Origin of the sequence: Nesterenkonia populi, assembly GCF_007994735.1 — a bacterium.
GTDB lineage: Bacteria > Actinomycetota > Actinomycetes > Actinomycetales > Micrococcaceae > Nesterenkonia > Nesterenkonia populi.
This window is the reverse complement of sequence record NZ_VOIL01000001.1, coordinates 1907559-1925213: the sequence shown is the minus strand read 5'-3', so window position 1 is coordinate 1925213 and position 17655 is coordinate 1907559. Positions and strand designations below refer to the sequence as shown.

Below are 17655 nucleotides of genomic sequence, written 5' to 3'. Positions count from 1 at the left end.
CCATGACGACAATGGAGTACTCCGCTGACGATTCGCGGGACGCCACCCGCGCAGTCCCCGCCTCCAAGGGGAAGATTGTGGTCGACTGGCTGACCACCACCGACCATAAGACCATCGGCTATTTGTACCTGATCACGTCGTTCGCCTTCTTCTGCATCGGCGGCGTAATGGCCCTCGTCATCCGTGCTGAGCTCTTCGAGCCCGGCATGCAGTTCCTGCAGACCCGCGAGCAGTACAACCAGCTCTTCACCATGCACGGCACGGTGATGCTGCTGATGTTCGCAACGCCTCTGTTCGCCGGCTTCGCGAACGTCATGGTGCCGCTGCAGATCGGTTCGCCGGATGTCGCCTTTCCGCGCCTGAATGCGCTGGCCTACTGGCTGTTCCTGTTCGGCTCCCTGGTGGCTCTGGCGGGATTCCTGACCCCGCAGGGCGCGGCCTCCTTCGGATGGTTCGCCTACGCGCCGCTGTCTGACACGACGTATTCGCCGGGCCTCGGCGGAGATCTATGGGTGCTCGGCCTAGCACTGACGGGCTTCGGCACCATCGGCGGTGCGGTCAACTTCATCACCACCATCATCTGTATGCGTGCCCCGGGCATGACCATGTGGCGCATGCCGATCTTCACCTGGAACGCCCTCATCACCTCCATCCTTGTGCTGATGGCCTTCCCGCCGCTTGCAGCGGCCCTGTTCGGCCTGGCCATGGACCGGCGCCTCGGCGGCCACATCTTCGACCCGGAGTCCGGAGGCGCGATTCTCTGGCAGCACCTCTTCTGGTTCTTCGGCCACCCCGAGGTCTACATCATCGCCCTGCCCTTCTTCGGCATCGTCTCCGAGATTCTCCCGGTCTTCAGCCGCAAGCCGATCTTCGGGTACAAGGGCCTGGTCTACGCGACCATTGCGATCGCAGCCCTCTCTGTGACCGTGTGGGCGCACCATATGTACGTCACCGGCGCAGTGATGCTGCCCTTCTTCGCACTGATGACCATGCTCATCGCCGTTCCGACCGGGGTGAAATTCTTCAACTGGATCGGAACGATGTGGCGAGGGTCGATCACCTTTGAGACGCCCATGCTGTGGAGCCTCGGCTTCCTCGTCACCTTCCTCTTCGGCGGTCTGACCGGCGTCATTCTGGCGTCCCCGCCGCTGGACTTCCACCTCTCCGACACCTACTTCGTGGTGGCCCACTTCCATTACGTGGTCTTCGGCACCGTGGTGTTTGCGATGATGGCGGGCTTCCACTTCTGGTGGCCCAAGTGGACGGGCAAAATGCTCAACGAGCGTCTCGGCAAGATCAGCTTCTGGATGCTGTTCATCGGTTTCCACGGCACCTTCATGGTTCAGCACTGGCTGGGCGTGATGGGCATGCCTCGCCGCTATGCGGACTACATGATCGAAGATGGCTTCACCGGCATGAACCAGTTCTCCACCGTGTTCTCCATGCTGCTCGGCGCCTCCCTCATTCCGTTCTTCTGGAACGTCTGGATTACCGCTCGCAAAGGCAAGAAGGTTCTCGTGGACGACCCGTGGGGCTTCGGCGGCTCCCTCGAGTGGGCCACCAGCTGCCCCCCGCCGCGGCACAACTTCTACTCCCTGCCGCGCATTCGGTCCGAGCGCCCCGCGCTGGACCTCCACCACCCGGAGCTCTCCGACCGGCACAGCCTGGACACACCAGCAGGCAAGGTGTTCGGACCGGCTGACCAGAAGGACAAGGCAGGTATCTGATCATGAAGACAAATACTGTTCTTTTCGGCGGAATCGGCGTCTTTGCCCTGGTCATCGCCATCATTTACGGCGCCCTCACCATGAACTGGCAGTCTGCTGAGTCCGGGGAGCAGCTGGGGATCGAATGGGTCGGCTTCATCTGCTTGCTGCTGACTGCCGGCCTGGGCTTCATGCTCTGGTGGTACCTGCGCTCCACCGACAAGCACCGGGCTGAGGCCATGGATGCGGATAACCCCGACGGCGAGATCCATGAGATGAGGGGCAACTACGGCGACTTCACCCCGTGGAGCTGGTGGCCCCTCGGCCTCGGCGGTGCCTTGGCCTTCATGTTCTTCGGCTTCGCCGTCGACTGGTGGGTCTTCCTGTTCTCCCTGATCCCCATTCTCTTCTTCGTCAGCGGGTGGGTCATGGAGTCCAACCGCGGCCACTACCGCCACTGACAGGATGGCAGTACGTCCTATCGTCATCCACGGCGAGCCCGTTCTGCACCGACGGGCCGTAGAGGTCGAGACCATCGATGAGGAGATCCGGCGGCTCATTCAGGACATGTATGAGACCTTGGACGCCTCCAGGGGGGTCGGCCTCGCTGCCCCCCAGGTCGGCGTCGGTCTGAGAATCTTCAATTGGAAGTCGCCGGTCGACACGGGGGATGCTCCTCAGCGCGGCGTCATCATCAACCCCCACCTGCGCCTGATCGGGAAGATCTCCCAGGAGACCCCAGATCCCGAGAACGAGGTGGAAGGATGCCTCTCAGCGCCCGGGTACAGCTACCCGCTGAAACGAAGCGACCACGTCGAGGTCCAAGGCCTCGACGCTGAGGGGAATCCGATCAGCTTCGAGGCTCGCGGCTGGTTCGCGCGCATCCTTCAGCACGAATATGACCACCTGGACGGCTACCTCTACGTCAATCGGCTCAATCCCCGCTGGGCGAGGCGCTGGAAGAAAGTCGTGAAGAGGGAAGGCTGGACCGAGCCGGGATACTCCTGGCTGCCGGGCCAGGACCCAGACCCCTTCGGCCACGACGAGAACGAGGAAGAAGCATACGAGGAGAGCAGCAGGGCCTGATGCCTGCTCTCGGGGTCAGGTCCGGCTGAAGTCCACCCAGCGCTGCAGGGCTTCTGCGGCGGCCCCCGTGTCCAAGGAGGTCTCCGCCCTCTCCATGTTCCCTCGAATACGGTGCACCAGGGGACCTTCCGCCTGCTCGTCGAGCGCTGTCAGCCCCGCCGCCGCGTTGAGCAGCACGGCGTCGCGGACCGGCCCCTCCTGGCCGCTGAGAACGGCTCGCACCGTCTCAGCGTTCTGCTGGCCGGTCCCCCCGGCCAGGGCATCGGGCGAGACCCGTCGCAGTCCCACGTCCGCGGGCGAAAGCACAGAATGGCTGACGGCACCATCGCGGACCTCCCACATATCGGTCTCGGCTGAGGTCGTGACCTTGTCGCGACCGTCGCGACCGCGGAAGACCAGGCCACGCGTCCCGCGAGCAGCCAGTGCCTCCGCCATACGCGGCGCCAGATCAGGGGAGGCGCAGCCCAGGGCTTGGGCATCGACCCCCGATGGGTTGGAGAGCGGTCCGAGGAAATTGAACACAGTCCGCACGCCGAGGGCCTTCCGTGCAGGCATCACGTGCTTCATCGCCGGATGGAAGACCTGCGCGAAGAGGAATGTGATGCCGACCTTCTCCGCGGCAGCAGCCACCTTAGCGACGGGAAGGTCCAAGTCCACTCCCAGCGCCTCAATGACGTCAGCGGCCCCAGCGGTCGAGGACGCTCCGCGATTGCCATGCTTCACCACGCGCGCGCCGGCCCCCACGGCGACCAGCGAGCTCATCGTGGAGATATTGACCGTTCCGAGCCTGTCTCCGCCGGTGCCCACGATGTCCAGCGTCGGGCCCTGCACCTGAATGGCCTCGGCGCGCTCCATCATGGCCTCGGAGAGTCCCAGCAGCTCCTCGCCGGTCTCGCCCTTGGCGCGCAGCGCAATGAGGAACCCAGCAATCTCAGCGTCCGTAAGGTCGCCGGACATCAGTCGTCCCATCGCCCACCTGGCAGTGGGGGAGGAGAGGCTCTCGCCGGCAAGCAGGGACTCCAGAAGTTCGGGCCACGACGTCGTTTCAACCATGCGGACAACCCTACCTATGGCCTCAGTTCTACGAGCCGTAGAAATATTCCTGCAATTTTCATAGTGCGGTATAGGCCTCGATCCCAGGAATCACGCGGATTCGAGCGCACAAGCAGTCCTGACCAGGCGCGCCACACCCCACTCTCAGAGTGCGCCAAGGTGCAGTTTCAGGACATAATGGCTCCGTGACATCCGCAACCCAAGCCCCAGCCGCCGGCGCACGCACGCTGCCGAACCGCCCGAACATGGTGTCCGTCGGCACCATGGTCTGGCTCACCAGCGAGCTGATGTTCTTCGCCGGCCTCTTTGCCATGTTCTTCACGCTGCGTTCGACCCAGCCGGATATGTGGGCCGAGTACAGCCAGCTTCTGGACTTTCCGCTCGCGCTGACCATCACTGCCATCCTGGTGACCTCCTCAGTGACCGCGCAGTTCGGTGTGTTCGCCGCGGAGCGTCACCAGCCTCGCCGCACGGGCGGCATCTTCCAGATCAAGGGCTGGGGCATGGTTGAGTGGTACTTCCTCAGCTACTTTCTTGGCTCCGTCTTCATCGCCGGGCAGACCTATGAGTTCGCCGAGCTGGTGGAGCACGGCGTCACCATCGGCGTGAACTCCTTCGGATCCGCGTTCTACATCACCACCGGGTTCCACGGTCTCCACGTCCTGGGCGGGCTCTTCGCGTTCCTGTACGTGATCCTGCGGGCCTACTTCTCCGTGAAGTTCACCCATAAAGAGGCCAGCGCAGCGGTCGTGATCTCCTACTACTGGCACTTCGTCGACGTGATCTGGATCGCGCTGTTCGCTGTTGTCTACATCCTTCCCATGCTCGTCTGACCGAGCGCTTCAAGTCACCCAAACAACGCACCGACAAGCAAAGGACCGCACACGTGAAGGCACTCTCGCAGAAGCGCCGCCACCCGGCAGCGTTCGCCGTGCTGCTCCTGCTCGGACTGCTGCTGACCGGCGGGCTCTACGCCGCTGCGACGACAGTCAATCAGGCGCAGGCCACTGACCTGCCGGAGGACTACAGCGCAGAAGAGGTGGAAGAGGGCGAACGGCTCTTCGTGGCCAACTGCGCCACCTGCCACGGCATCAACGCGGAGGGAACCAGCGAAGGCCCCTCCCTGGTGGGCGTGGGCGCCGCCTCCGTCGAGTTCCAGGTCGGCACCGGCCGCATGCCCATGCAGATGCAGGGCCCCCAGGCCCAGGCCAAGCCGGAGCAGATGAACGAGGAGCAGACCACCCAGCTGGCGGCGTACGTCGCATCCCTCGGAGCCGGCCCCGCAGTGCCGGAGGAGGAGTACCTCGACGCAGACGCCGGTGACCCGGCCCGCGGCGGCGAGCTCTTCCGCATCAACTGCGCCATGTGCCACAACGCCGCCGGCGCCGGCGGCGCCCTCACCGAGGGCAAGTACGCCCCGTCCCTGCACGGCGTTGACGAGGTCCACATCTACACCGCCATGACCACCGGCCCGCAGAACATGCCGGTGTTCAATGACGCCAACATCCCGCCCGAGGACAAGCGCGACATCATCGCCTTCCTCAAAACGTACGAGGCCCAGGGCTCTCCCGGCGGATTCTCGCTCGGCTTCCTCGGCCCGGTCGCTGAGGGACTGCTGATCTGGACCCTCGGACTGGCGCTGCTGATCGGCTCCATGGTCTGGCTGACTTCCCGCGCCAACTGACCCAGCGCGCAACGCACCCGTACAACGCACCCACTGAGAAGAGCAAAGGACAACACATCTATGGTGGAGAACGGTCACGGCGGCCGGGAGACCGGCGCCGTCGTCACTGCCGACGAGGGAACCGAGGGCAAATACGCCATCGACAACCCTGGTCTGCCGCCGCACGCACCCCGGACGGCGGATGTCGATGAAAAGTCGGCCAAGCGGGCAGAGCGGCAGGTCTCCGTGCTCTTCCTCGTGTCCATCATCGGCACAGTGGTCTTCTTCGTAGGCTACTTCGCCATCGGCCGCACGGCCGAGGAGTACGCGGACTACTTCGACCAGATGGCCATGCTGCGCATCCAGAACACGCTTCTCGGCGTCGGCTCCGCACTGGCGATGCTGGGCATCGGCACGGGAGTGGTCCACTGGGCCAGGACCCTCATGCCCGACCACGAGCTCGTTGAGGACCGCAAGCCCCTGCGCTTGGAGTCGGACCGCGAGGAAGCCGCCGGGATCGTCAATGGGGTCATGGATGAGTCCCAGGTCAAACGCCGTCCTTTCATGGTCGGCTCCCTAGCCGCCGCCGCGCTGCTGGCGCCGTTGCCCTTCGTGGTGATGTTCCGTGACCTCGACCGCGCCTACGGCGACGAGTTCAGCCCCGAGCGCATGCGGCACACCCTCTGGGATGAGGGCACCCGCCTGGTCCGCGACCCCACGGGCACGCCGATCCGAGCAGCCGACGTGACCATCGGCTCAGCCGTGCACGTGATCCCGGAGAACCTGCGTGAGATCACCTCACACGGTGAGCGCCTCTCTGAGAAGGCAAAGTCCGTGGTCCTGCTCATGCGGCTCAACCCGGATGACTTCGAGCACACCTCTCCCGGCCGTGAGGACTGGACCTACGAGGGCATCATCGCCTGCTCAAAGGTCTGCACCCACGTTGGCTGCCCAGTGGCTCTCTACGAGCGTCACACCCACCACCTGCTGTGCCCCTGCCACCAGTCGACCTTCGACGCGGCCCAGGAGTTCAAGGTGGTCTTCGGTCCCGCCGGCCGGCCGCTCCCGCAGCTGCCGATCGCCGTGGATGACGAAGGCTTCCTGATCGCGCGCAGCGACTTCACTGAACCTGTTGGCCCGACCTACTGGGAGCGTCACGACGGATGAGCGCAGATAAGACGAAGTACACCGAGGACCAGTACCTCGAGGTCGACGAGTACCAACCGCGCACCGGCGGGGGGAAGATCGCGAACTACTTGGACCAACGGGTCGCCGGGACCGGCATCGTCCGTGAGTTCGGCCGCAAGGTCTTCCCGGACCATTGGACCTTCATGTTCGGCGAGGTGGCGCTCTACAGCTTCATCATCCTCGTTCTATCCGGTGCGTTCCTGACCTTCTGGTTCGACCCCTCCATGTCGACCACCCGCTACTCGGGCGCCTACGCACCCCTGCAGGGCCTCGAGATGTCCAGCGCCTACGCCACCGCGCTGGAACTGTCCTTCGACGTCCGCGGCGGCCTGTTCATGCGTCAGCTGCATCACTGGGCAGCTCTGCTGTTCGTGATGGCCATGGCCGTGCATATGCTTCGGGTGTTCTTCACCGGTGCGTTCCGCAAGCCGCGTGAGGTCAACTGGCTCGTCGGCGCCACCCTCCTGATGGTCGGCATGCTTGCCGGCTTCACCGGCTACGGCCTGCCCGACGAGGTCCTGTCCGGAAACGGTCTGCGGATCGCCGACGGAACCTTCCGCGCGATCCCGGTGATCGGCACCTACATGTCGTATCTCATCTTCGGGGGCGAGTTCCCCGGCAATGAAGTGATCCCGCGGATGTACAGCCTGCACATCTTCATCTTGCCGGCGCTCATCCTCATCCTCATCGCCATTCACCTCTTCCTCGTCGTCGTCCACAAGCACACCCAGTACCCTGGACCCGGCCGTACCGAGCGCAACGTCGTCGGCTACCCTGTCGGCCCGGTGTACGCGGCGAAGGCCGGCGGCTTCTTCTTCATCGTGGCCGGAATCCTGGCGCTCATTGCAGGGACATTCCAGATCAACGCGCTCTGGAACTACGGGCCTTACGACCCCTCGCCTGTTCAGGCAGGTGCCCAGCCTGACTGGTACATCGGCTTCCTCGAGGGCGCTCTGCGTATGATGCCCGGCTATATCGGGGAGATGTCGCTCGAGTTCGTTATACCCACCCCGTGGGGCGGCAACGCTGTCGCCACCCCGATCCTTCTGCCCATGGCCATCATCGGCGTCATGTTCGCCGGCATGTTCGCATGGCCCTGGATCGAGGCCTGGATCACCGGCGACAAGCGTGAGCACCACATCCTGGACCGTCCGCGCAACGCTCCCACCCGGACCGCAGTGGGCGTGGCCACTGTCTTCTTCTACGGCCTGATGTGGGGCATGGGATCGAACGACCTCATCGCCACCCACTTCCAACTCTCCGTCAATGACACCGTGTACTGGTCATGGGTCGCGTTCTTCTTCGGGATCCCGCTCAGCTACATCCTGACGAAGCGGATCTGCCTGGCCCTGCAGCGCAAGGACCGGGAGACTGCTCTGCACGGACACGAGGCCGGCGTCATCGAGGTCAGCCCCGACGGCGGCTTCTCAGAGCGGCACAAGATGCTCAGCGACTACGAGCTCTGGACCCTGGTCTCCTACGAGGCGCCGGCACCCTCGGGGCCGCAGCCTAACGCCAAGGGAAAGATCACCGTGGCCGAGAAGCTTCGCGCACGCCTGAACCGTATCTTCTTCGAGGATCGCGTGGAGCCCGTCTCCCGCGATGAGTACCTCGAGACCCTGGAGCATTCCCACCACGAGCCTGAGCAGCTGGAGGCCGCCAGCTCCGCCGGTGCCATCGAAAGCGGCAAGCACCACTGACGGTGGCCTGACATATGAGCAGGGCCCCTGACCCCGGCCGGGTTCAGGGGCCCTGCTCATGCCCGCTTGATCGGTCACGGTGAACAGCAGCCGGACTGGTGCTAAGGCTTCCTGCCGCGGATGATCCCGCGCAGCCTCTCCAGTCGGTCTGACACGGCACGCTCGTTGCCGAGGCTGGTAGGGGAGTAATAGTCCACTCCCACAAGGTCCTCCGGGACGTACTGCTGGGCGGCCACATGGTGAGGCTGATCGTGAGCGTACACATAGCCCTGCCCGTGCCCCAGACGCTGAGCGCCCTTATAGTGCGCATCCCGCAGATGCGCCGGCACGGGCCCGCCCTTGCCTGCCCGAACATCGGCGATGGCCGCGTCCAACGCCTTGTAGCTCGCGTTCGACTTTGGGGCCGTTGCAATATGGACGGTGGCCTGAGCCAAGACGATTCGGCCCTCCGGCATGCCGATCAGCTGAACCGCCTGGGCGGCCGCCACGGCGGCCTGGAGGGCAGAGGGGTCCGCCAAGGAGACCTCCTCAGAGGCCGCGATGACCAGACGCCGTGCGATGAAGCGCGGATCCTCCCCGGCGACGATCATGCGAGCCAGATAGTGCAGTGCGGCGTCCACATCGGATCCCCGCAGCGACTTGATGAACGCCGAGACGATGTCATAGTGCTGGTCGCCGTCCTTGTCGTACCGCTGGACGGCGAAATCCGCGGCCTGCTCGGCGTCTGCCGCCGTGATGTCCTCAGAACCGCGCCCAGAGGCGACCGCTGCAGCGGCCTCCAAAGTCGTCAGCACACGACGGGCGTCGCCCCCGGAGACCCGAATGATGTGGCTGCGCGCCTCGTCGTCCAGCGTGAACTGGGCCTCCAGCCCCCGCTCCTCGCTGAGAGCCCGGTCCACCAGCCCGTTGAGGTCCTCATCCGTGAGGGAGTGCAGGGTCAGAAGCAGGGAGCGGGACAGCAGCGGTGCCACCACGCTGAAGGAAGGGTTCTCCGTAGTCGCGGCGACTAGGATCACCCAGCCGTTCTCCACGCCCGGCAGCAGGGCGTCCTGCTGCGCCTTGTTGAACCGGTGGATCTCGTCCAGGAAGAGGACGGTCGTCACGCTGTTGAGATCACGGTCGTTCAGAGCCTGGTCCATCACCTGCCTGACATCCTTGACCCCCGCGCGGATGGCCGAGAGCTCAACGAACTTCCGAGCGCCGCCGCGGGCGATGACGTGCGCGATCGTGGTCTTCCCGATACCAGGGGGGCCGTACAGAATGACCGAAGAGGGGCCCGCAGGTCCCGAAGACCCCTCGGCAAGCACCCGCAGCGGGGAGCCGTCCCCGAGAAGATGCTGCTGCCCGAGGATCTCGTCGAGCGACCGGGGCCGCATCCGAACGGCAAGCGGGGTGTGCCGGCTGCGTCCCTCGGCGTTCTCCCCCGAGGAGGAGAAGAGGTCGTCGCTCATTCCTTCTCGAAGGTCATGGAGACTGAGTTGATGCAGTATCGCAGGTCGGTGGGCGTCTCGAAGCCCTCACCCTCGAAGACGTGGCCCAGGTGGGACTCGCAGGAGCCGCAGCGGACCTCAATGCGCGTCATTCCCATTGAGTCATCGCGCAGGTAGGTCACATTGGAGCCCTCAGCGGGCTGGAAGAAGCTGGGCCAGCCGCAGCGGGAGTCGAACTTTGTCTCGGACTCGAAGAGCCTGTCCCCGCACGCGCGGCAGTAATAGACGCCCTTCTCTTTGTTGTCCCAGTACTCGCCGGTGTACGGGCGCTCCGTGCCGCCCTGCCGCAGCACCTGGTACTCGAAGTCGGTCAGCTTTTCCCGGTACGGGTCGTTGCTCATGCCATCCATTCTAAGAGCCTGCCCTTAAGGTGGTCTCAGACGCGCCCCTAACTCTTCAGCGAGGTGGTAATTGGATGAGCGGAACTGTGACGGTGCCCGGCCGGCGGTCAGCCCTGCAGCGTGCTGCAGACAGCGCGCAGTGGTGCCGGGCCCGGGCGAAGCGGCTGAGCCTCAAAGCGCTGCGGCAGACCAGCAGCCAGCCTGAGCCCACCCCTTGGATCCGGGCCAGTGCGCTCGGGGCGGCCGTCGGAGTCGGGGCAGGTGTCACCCTGACCGCCGCAGCATCTGGGGTGGCCGGCTACTTCGCCCGGGTGGTGGTCACCCCGGTGAAGGAGCGGGTGGAGGATCTGGAGATCCTCGCGGTCGTCCAGGGGCCCGACGGCGACGAAGTCATTCTGCCCGCCACGCCGCACACGGTCGTCGACGGCGTGTATGGGCTCTTCTTCCAGGGCGGCCGCGGCTTCGCGCGCATCGGACACATCACCAGCTTCACCCCGCGAGACGGCACTCTGGCGCGCAGAGTGGAGCACGTCACCGGCGGAAACCTGCGCTCGGCAGTGCGCGGCTGGTGGTCCTCGACGCCGTACCTCACTCCTCAGGACGCCGGGTTCGAGGCGGAGGAGGTCGTCATCGAGCTGCCGGACGGCCCTGCACCGGCCTGGCACGTGCCGGCACGTAATGCCGACGGCCCATTGGCCGGACGCAATATCTGGGCGATCATGGTGCACGGCCGCGGAGGCCGCCGCACTGAGGGGATCCGGGCGCTTTCCGCCGCCGAACGGCTCGGGATCGATTCGCTGCTGATCTCCTACCGCAATGACGGCGAGGCCCCGCCGACCCCGGACGGGCGGTACGGCCTGGGGATCACCGAATGGCCCGACGTTGAGGCTGCCATTCAGCACGCCTTCGATCACGGAGCCGAGGATGTGGTGCTCTTCGGCTGGTCCATGGGCGGGGCGATCTCCCTGCAGGCTGCGGACCGCTCACCACTGGCCTCGAAGGTTCGGGGGCTGGTGCTCACCGGTCCGGTGATCGACTGGATCGACGTGCTCAGCCACCATGCCCGGGCTCTGCACCTGCCGGAGCCGGTCGGGCGGCTGACCCGCTTGTTCATCTCCCATAGGGCCGGCCGGCGCTTCACCGGGCTGGCTTCGCCTCTGGACCTGCGCATCATGAACTGGATCGACCGGGCTGAGCAGCTGCGGCACCGGACGCTGATCCTGCACAGCATCGATGACGAGGTGGTTCCCTACGGCCCCAGCCGCCACCTGGCCGAGATCAGCGAGCGGGTCAGCTTCGTGCCCTTCACCCGGGCCAAGCACGTCAAAGAATGGAACCATAAGCCCGAGCGCTGGGACTCGAAAGTGGTCGAGTGGCTCACGGACCTCTTCACCGCTGAGGTGCCCGGCGGCGAGACCGATGCTGAGGGGTCCGAGCCGGCCTGGGACACCATGGAGAGCGAGGCTGTGGAGCGCATGGCCGGCTGAGCAGCTGGGCATGCGGGCCTGCCCGCCGCCGTGAAGGGCAGCTTCAGCCGCGGGCGTTGACGTGGTGCCGCACGTTGTGCTTGATACGGCCCAGCATCGCGCGGATGCCGCGCAGGCGCAGGGGTGTGATGGCCCGGCTGAGGCCGAGGCGGTCGGCGAGGTCATCCGGAGTGGCCAGGATCTCCTCGTAGGTCAGCCCGTTGAGGCCCTGGTGAATGATGGAGGCGAAGCCGCGGGTGGTGGGCGCCTCGGCCGGTGCGGCAAGGACCAGCTCGGCGGTGCCGGGGCCGTCGTTGTACTCCACGGTGAGGAACAGCGGGGTCTGGCACTCCTCCACCTGCTCCATCTCGTCCAGGTGCTCCCGGTACTTCTCCGGGACCTCCGGCAGCTCCTTGGAGAACTCCAGCAGCAGCTCGAGGCGCTGCCGGTCCTCCACCGCCTGGAACTCGTCGACGATCTCCTGCAGCGGCTGGGGCATAGTCTGCTCAGTCATGGGTGCTCTCTCTCAAAGATACGGTGGGGTCCCGGCACAGCGATGGGGCACAGCATATAGCCGTGCCCCATCGCTGTGCCGGTAGGCAGCGGGTCCCTTACTGTGCGGGAGCCTCGCCCTTCTCGGTGCCTGTGACGATCGGCAGCCGGACGGCGTTGCCCCACTCGGTCCAGGAGCCGTCGTAGTTGCGGGCGTTGTCGTAGCCCAGCAGGTGCTGCAGCACGAACCAGGTGTGAGAAGAGCGCTCACCGATGCGGCAGTAGGCGATGACCTCGTCCGCCTCGCCGACGCCTGCCTCATCCTTGTAGATGGCCTGCAGCTCCTCGCGGGACTTGAAGGTGCCGTCCTCGTTGGCGGCCCGGGCCCACGGCACAGATGCGGCGGTGGGAATGTGGCCGCCGCGCAGGGCGCCCTCCTTGTCCTCGAAGCCGGGAGCGGAGGTCACCTCGCCGGAGTACTCGGCGGGGGAGCGGACGTCCACCAGGGGGGCCTTGCCGATCTGCTCGAGCACGTCCTCGCGGTAGGCGCGGAACTCGGCGTCGTTGCGCTGGGCCGGCGCCGGGTACTCGGTCTTGGCGGGGGAGGGGACGTCGGTGGTCAGCTCGCGGCCCTCGTCGGCCCACTTCTGGCGGCCGCCGTCGACCAGGCGCAGGTCCTTGTGGCCGAACAGGGTGAAGACCCAGAGGGCGTAGGCGGCCCACCAGTTGGACTTGTCGCCGTAGAAGACGACGGTGGACTCCGGGGTGATGCCCTTGGACGAGGCGAACTCGGCGAACTGCTCCGGGTTGATGAAGTCTCGGGTGACCGGGTCGTTGAGGTCGGTGTGCCAGTCGATCTTCTGGGCGCCTGGGATATGCCCGGTCTCGTAGAGAAGCACGTCCTCGTTGGACTCGAGAAGCACCACGCTGTCGTCGTCCTTGTGCTCAGCGACCCACTCGGTGGAGACCAGTGCGTCGGGGTTTGCGTACTGGGAGAAGCTCTTGTCTGCCATCAGCTGTCCCGCCTTTCTGCGTGTTCGATGAGGAGGATGTCTTCCAGGCCCCCACAGTAGTCCGGTGCACGAGCCCTCGTGAAGAGCGTACGTCATCGAACGTCATATGTTCACTCTGATTTGTTCAGGCGGGCCGGTCGGGCGCAGCGGCCCGTTTCAGTAGAGTGGCCTGCATGCCTTTTGCCGAACCGCTCGCCTCCCGCAGGCCCCAGGTCAGCCCTCAGGACCTTGTGGCGGGGCTGGAGCCCTCCTTCCGCTTCGCTGAGGTCTCCTTCGACACCTACATCCCGGACCCCGCCCACCCCTCCCAGGCTGAGGCGGTGGAGGCCCTGCGCGGCTTCGCCGGAACCATCGGCGCCAAGCGGGGCGGAGGCGGCTTCCTCCAGCGCGTCTTCGGCGGCGGCTCGAAGCCCTCCGGCCCGCAGGGCATCTACCTCGACGGCGGGTTCGGCGTCGGCAAGACCCACCTGCTGGCCTCGCTCTACCACGCAGCCGGCGAGCAGGGGGTGCCCTCCGAGCAGCGCGCCTTCGGGACGTTCGTGGAGTACACCAACCTTGTCGGCGCCCTGGGCTTCCGCCAGACGGTGGACGTCTTCACGGGCTACCAGCTGGTCTGCATCGACGAGTTCGAGCTCGATGACGCCGGAGACACGACGATGATGTCTCGGCTGCTGAGGGAGCTCTCCGACGCCGGGGTCAAGCTCGCCGCGACCTCCAACACCCTTCCCGGCTCGCTGGGAGAGGGCCGCTTCGCAGCCAGTGACTTCAAGCGCGAGATCCAGGTGCTCGCCGATCAGTTCCGGGCCATCCGGGTCGACGGCGAGGACTATCGGCACCGGGGCCTCCCCGAAGCGCCTGAGCCGCTGACCACCGATCAGCTCGAAGGCTTCGCCGAGGAGCGCTACGGGAACCAGAGCATCGCCGTCGACGACTTCGGGCCGCTGTGCGAGCACCTTTCCGCCATCCACCCGAGCCGGTACCGCCAGCTGGTCCGTGACGTCGATGTCTGGGTCCTCAAAGATGTGGAGGCCATCGAAGGGCAGGCTCTTGCGCTGCGCTTTGTGGTGCTGGCCGACCGGCTCTATGACCAGGACGTGAAGATCGTCGCCTCAGGAGTGCCGTTCGACCAGCTCTTCACCGACGAGATGATGGCCGGCGGGTACATGAAGAAGTACCACCGTGCCGTCTCCCGCCTGACTGCCCTGGCCCGAGCCGGCCAGATGGGGGAGCAGGTGCTCTAGTTCACGCCCAGTTCACATGCGGGTGCTTCGATGACGAGGCACCTTGAGGGATCTCAGAAAGGCTTCGCCATGGCCAATATGGAGCCCTGGGCCGGTATCGACTCCGGCGCCAGGAAGAACCTGCGGGAGTTCATCGACCAGCTGCGCGAAGGCGGCTACACGGTCCGCGACGGGCACACGCCGGACCCGGACCTCATCGATCCGCAGGGCCGCGCCGTGGAGACCTGGCAGGAGAACTATCCGTATGACACGCGCATGGGCCGTACGATCTACGACATTGAGAAGTACCACCTCCAGGTGGAGCTGCTGAAGTTCCAGTACTGGGCTGAGGACTACGGCCTCAAACATGTGCTGGTCTTCGAGGGCCGCGACGCCGCCGGCAAGGGCGGCACCATCAAGCGCTTCACCGAGCATCTCAACCCCCGCACCGCACGGGTGGTGGCGCTGAACAAGCCCTCGGACCGGGAGCGCGGCCAGTGGTACTTCCAGCGGTACACATACCACATGCCCACCGCCGGCGAGATGGTCCTGTTCGACCGCTCCTGGTACAACCGGGCGGGCGTGGAACGCGTGATGGGCTTCTGCTCCGACCAGGAGTACGACGTCTTCATGGAGCAGGCCCCGGTCTTCGAGAAGATGCTGATCGACGCCGGTATCCACCTCACCAAGTTCTGGTTCTCCGTGACCCAGAGGGAGCAGAGGACCCGGTTCGCCATTCGGCAGATCGACCCCGTCCGCCAATGGAAGCTCTCCCCGATGGACCTCGAGTCCCTGGACCGGTGGGAGGACTACACCGAGGCCAAGGAGGAGATGTTCCGGCGCACCGACACCGACCACGCGCCCTGGATCACCATCAAGTCCAACGACAAGAAGCGCGCCCGACTCAACGCGATGCGCTACTTCCTCTCGCAGTTCGAGTACGAGGGCAAGGACCACGAAGTCGTGGGGGAGCCTGATCCCAAGATCGTCCAGCGCGGACGCGACGCCGTGGGAGATTAGAAAGATAGTATGTTTCGAAGAATGAATCCTCGACCTAGGAGGCACATTGGGTGCTGACATCGGCGTGACCGGCCTTGCGGTGATGGGTGCCAATCTGGCACGCAACTTCGCGCGCAACGGCTACACCGTGGCCCTTCATAACCGCTCCGTCGCCCGCACCGACGCGCTGATCAACAGCTACGGCAGCGAGGGCGAGTTCGTCCGGGCTGAGACCCTCCAGGAGCTCGTCGAGTCCCTGGAGCGTCCCCGCCGCGTCCTGATCATGGTCAAGGCCGGGGCCCCGGTCGACGCCGTCATCGATGACCTGATTCCGCTGCTGGACGAGGGTGACATCGTCATCGACGCCGGCAACTCCTTCTACGAGGAGACCCGACGCCGTGAGGAGGCTCTTCGCGAGAAGGGCCTGCACTTTGTCGGCATCGGCGTCTCCGGCGGCGAGGAGGGCGCCCTGTGGGGCCCCTCCATTATGCCGGGAGGGTCCCAGGAGTCATACGAGTCGCTGGGCCCGATGCTGGAGTCCATCGCCGCCGACTACCACGGGGAGCCCTGCTGCGCGTGGGTCGGCACCGACGGCGCCGGCCACTACGTGAAGATGGTCCACAACGGCATTGAGTACGCCGACATGCAGGTCATCGGCGAGTCCTATGACCTGATGCGCGCCCTGGCCGGCATGGAGCCCGCCGAGCAGGCGGGCGTCTTCCGTGAGTGGAATACCACAGACCTGGCCTCGTACCTCATCGAGATCACCGCCGAGGTGCTTGAGCAGGAGGACGAGCTGACCGGCCGTCCCCTGGTGGACGTCGTGGTCGACTCCGCCGGGCAGAAGGGCACGGGCCGCTGGACTGCGATCTCCGGGCTGGAGGTCGGCTCCCCGGTGACCACGATCGCCGAGTCCGTCTTCGCCCGTTCGATCTCCTCCCAGCGGGAGGTCCGCTCCGTGACCTCCCAGATCTTCGGCGCCGGGATCACCGGTGCAGTCTCCGCCGAGGATCTCTACGGGACCGGCGACGCGCGCCAGGAGTTCGTCGAGGACGTCCGCAAGGCGCTCTACGCCTCCAAGCTGGTCTCCTACGCTCAGGGCTTCGACATGCTCACCGCCGCCGGCCGCGAGTACGGCTGGCAGCTGGACATGCGAACGATCGCCTCCCTGTGGCGGGCCGGCTGCATCATTCGCGCGGACCTGCTGGACACCATCATGCGGGCCTATGACGCACCGGCCGGCCAGCAGCCGGTCAACCTGCTGCTGGCCCCTGAGTTCACCGAGGCGATCGCTGAGTGCCTGCCGGCATGGCGCCGCGTGGTCGCAGCAGCCGCTACCTACGGCGTCCCGGCTCCGGTGTTCTCCTCGGCGCTGGCCTACTACGACAGCCTGCGGGCCGAGCGTCTGCCGGCCGCGCTGACCCAGGGGCTGCGCGACTACTTCGGCGCGCACACCTATCAGCGCATCGACAAGCCCGGAACCTTCCACACCCGATGGAGCGAGGACCGCTCCGAGACCGAGGCCTAAGTCGCCGGTCAGGGGGAATGACGAAGGCCCAGCACCTCGGTGAATAGAGGCGCCGGGCCTTCGTCATGGTGGCCGTTCTTCAGCTGCGGAGACGGCAGCTGCCGCATGTCGGCGGGACCGCCTCAGATGAACAGTGCTGGATCGAGCGCGTAGTTCGCCGGGTCCACGAGCGGCTTGTGCTCCTCCTGGCTGCGTTTGCGGTCCTTGGCGGGGACTCCCACCAGCACGGAGTGCGGGGGAGCGGACTTCACCACGACGGCGTTGGCGCCGACCGCGGACTGCTCGCCGATCTCGACCGGGCCGAGCACCTTCGCGCCGGCGCCGACGGTGACGCCGTTGCCGAGGGTGGGGTGGCGCTTGGTCTGCTCGAGCGAAGTTCCGCCGAGGGTCACACCCTGGTAGAGCATGCAGTCGTCGCCGACCTCAGCGGTCTCCCCGATGACCACGCCCATGCCGTGGTCGATGAAGAAGCGCCGGCCGATGGTCGCCCCGGGGTGGATCTCGATGCCGGTGAGGCCCCGGGCAACCTGGGAGACCACCCGTGCGGGAGTCTTCAGCGGCTTCGCCCTCCACATCTTATGAGCCACCCGGTGGGCCCAGATGGCGTGCAGGCCCGAGTAGGCCAGCACGATCTCCGCGTTGCTGCGTGCTGCGGGATCGTGTGAGCGGGCGTGTGCGATGTCTTCACGCAGTCGTGAGATGAGTCCCAC

General features: G+C 65.8%; 17 protein-coding genes. 11 read left to right on the top strand and 6 right to left on the bottom strand.

The genetic code is table 11. From position 1 onward, the window contains the following. Positions 1-2: 2 nt before the first annotated feature. Genes ctaD through def form a run of 3 tightly spaced genes read left to right on the top strand, consistent with a single transcriptional unit; the run spans position 3 to position 2792 of the window. Positions 3-1727 (top strand): aa3-type cytochrome oxidase subunit I, encoded by a 1725-nt coding sequence (ctaD, locus tag FWJ47_RS08835; protein ID WP_147107017.1) that lies wholly within the window; start codon positions 3-5, stop codon positions 1725-1727. A gap of 2 nt (positions 1728-1729) precedes the next feature. Continuing rightward, a complete protein-coding gene (ctaF, locus tag FWJ47_RS08830; protein ID WP_147107015.1) occupies positions 1730-2167 on the top strand; it encodes an aa3-type cytochrome oxidase subunit IV in 438 nt (145 codons plus the stop codon). 4 nt (positions 2168-2171) lie between these two features. Beyond that, positions 2172-2792: a peptide deformylase gene (gene def / locus FWJ47_RS08825; protein WP_147107011.1), complete on the top strand. Its 621-nt coding sequence runs from the start codon at positions 2172-2174 to the stop codon at positions 2790-2792. 15 nt (positions 2793-2807) lie between these two features. Here def and trpD read toward each other — a convergent pair whose 3' ends face one another. Then, the gene (gene trpD / locus FWJ47_RS08820; RefSeq protein ID WP_147107008.1) at positions 2808-3845 is read right to left on the bottom strand and encodes an anthranilate phosphoribosyltransferase; all 1038 of its coding nucleotides are present in this window, start codon (positions 3843-3845) and stop codon (positions 2808-2810) included. A 185-nt stretch (positions 3846-4030) separates the two neighbouring features. Here trpD and ctaE point away from each other — a divergent pair, with 185 nt between their 5' ends. The 4 genes from ctaE to qcrB are packed head-to-tail and all read left to right on the top strand — an operon-like array spanning position 4031 to position 8396. Beyond that, complete coding sequence (ctaE, locus tag FWJ47_RS08815) at positions 4031-4678, top strand: aa3-type cytochrome oxidase subunit III (RefSeq protein WP_425465999.1); 648 nt, start codon at positions 4031-4033, stop codon at positions 4676-4678. Positions 4679-4731: 53 nt separating this feature from the next. Continuing rightward, complete coding sequence (gene qcrC, locus FWJ47_RS08810; protein ID WP_147107005.1) at positions 4732-5529, top strand: cytochrome bc1 complex diheme cytochrome c subunit; 798 nt, start codon at positions 4732-4734, stop codon at positions 5527-5529. A gap of 60 nt (positions 5530-5589) precedes the next feature. After that, entirely contained in the window at positions 5590-6675 is a 1086-nt protein-coding gene (qcrA, locus tag FWJ47_RS08805; RefSeq protein ID WP_147107002.1) for a cytochrome bc1 complex Rieske iron-sulfur subunit, read from the top strand. Beyond that, a complete protein-coding gene (gene qcrB, locus FWJ47_RS08800; protein WP_147107000.1) occupies positions 6672-8396 on the top strand; it encodes a cytochrome bc1 complex cytochrome b subunit in 1725 nt (574 codons plus the stop codon). Before qcrA ends, qcrB begins: the two co-directional genes overlap by 4 nt. Before the next feature lie 101 nt (positions 8397-8497). On the opposite strand, the gene FWJ47_RS08795 is transcribed toward qcrB, so the two are convergent. After that, positions 8498-9847, bottom strand: a complete 1350-nt coding sequence (locus FWJ47_RS08795) for a replication-associated recombination protein A (protein ID WP_147106997.1) — start codon at positions 9845-9847, stop codon at positions 8498-8500. Then, the gene (msrB, locus tag FWJ47_RS08790) at positions 9844-10227 is read right to left on the bottom strand and encodes a peptide-methionine (R)-S-oxide reductase MsrB (protein WP_342779664.1); all 384 of its coding nucleotides are present in this window, start codon (positions 10225-10227) and stop codon (positions 9844-9846) included. Before msrB ends, FWJ47_RS08795 begins: the two co-directional genes overlap by 4 nt. A gap of 74 nt (positions 10228-10301) precedes the next feature. Between msrB and FWJ47_RS08785 the strand changes: the two genes are divergently transcribed. Continuing rightward, positions 10302-11714 carry an alpha/beta hydrolase family protein gene (locus FWJ47_RS08785; RefSeq protein WP_147106991.1) on the top strand — a complete coding sequence of 471 codons (1413 nt, stop codon included), beginning with the start codon at positions 10302-10304 and terminating at the stop codon, positions 11712-11714. Between the two features lie 43 nt (positions 11715-11757). Here FWJ47_RS08785 and FWJ47_RS08780 read toward each other — a convergent pair whose 3' ends face one another. Both FWJ47_RS08780 and FWJ47_RS08775 read right to left on the bottom strand, forming a co-directional pair. Further along, on the bottom strand, positions 11758-12207 hold the full coding sequence (locus tag FWJ47_RS08780) for a SufE family protein (RefSeq protein ID WP_147106988.1): 450 nt from the start codon (positions 12205-12207) through the stop codon (positions 11758-11760). Between the two features lie 97 nt (positions 12208-12304). After that, the gene (locus FWJ47_RS08775) at positions 12305-13198 is read right to left on the bottom strand and encodes a sulfurtransferase (RefSeq protein ID WP_147106985.1); all 894 of its coding nucleotides are present in this window, start codon (positions 13196-13198) and stop codon (positions 12305-12307) included. 173 nt (positions 13199-13371) lie between these two features. Between FWJ47_RS08775 and zapE the strand changes: the two genes are divergently transcribed. The 3 genes from zapE (at position 13372) to gndA (ending at position 16945) form a co-directional block, all read left to right on the top strand. After that, a complete protein-coding gene (zapE, locus tag FWJ47_RS08770; RefSeq protein WP_147106982.1) occupies positions 13372-14439 on the top strand; it encodes a cell division protein ZapE in 1068 nt (355 codons plus the stop codon). A 69-nt stretch (positions 14440-14508) separates the two neighbouring features. Further along, entirely contained in the window at positions 14509-15438 is a 930-nt protein-coding gene (gene ppk2 / locus FWJ47_RS08765; protein WP_246126236.1) for a polyphosphate kinase 2, read from the top strand. Between the two features lie 46 nt (positions 15439-15484). Further along, the gene (gene gndA / locus FWJ47_RS08760) at positions 15485-16945 is read left to right on the top strand and encodes an NADP-dependent phosphogluconate dehydrogenase (RefSeq protein ID WP_147106979.1); all 1461 of its coding nucleotides are present in this window, start codon (positions 15485-15487) and stop codon (positions 16943-16945) included. A 122-nt stretch (positions 16946-17067) separates the two neighbouring features. On the opposite strand, the gene epsC is transcribed toward gndA, so the two are convergent. Beyond that, the gene (gene epsC / locus FWJ47_RS08755) at positions 17068-17655 is read right to left on the bottom strand and encodes a serine O-acetyltransferase EpsC (RefSeq protein WP_147106977.1); all 588 of its coding nucleotides are present in this window, start codon (positions 17653-17655) and stop codon (positions 17068-17070) included.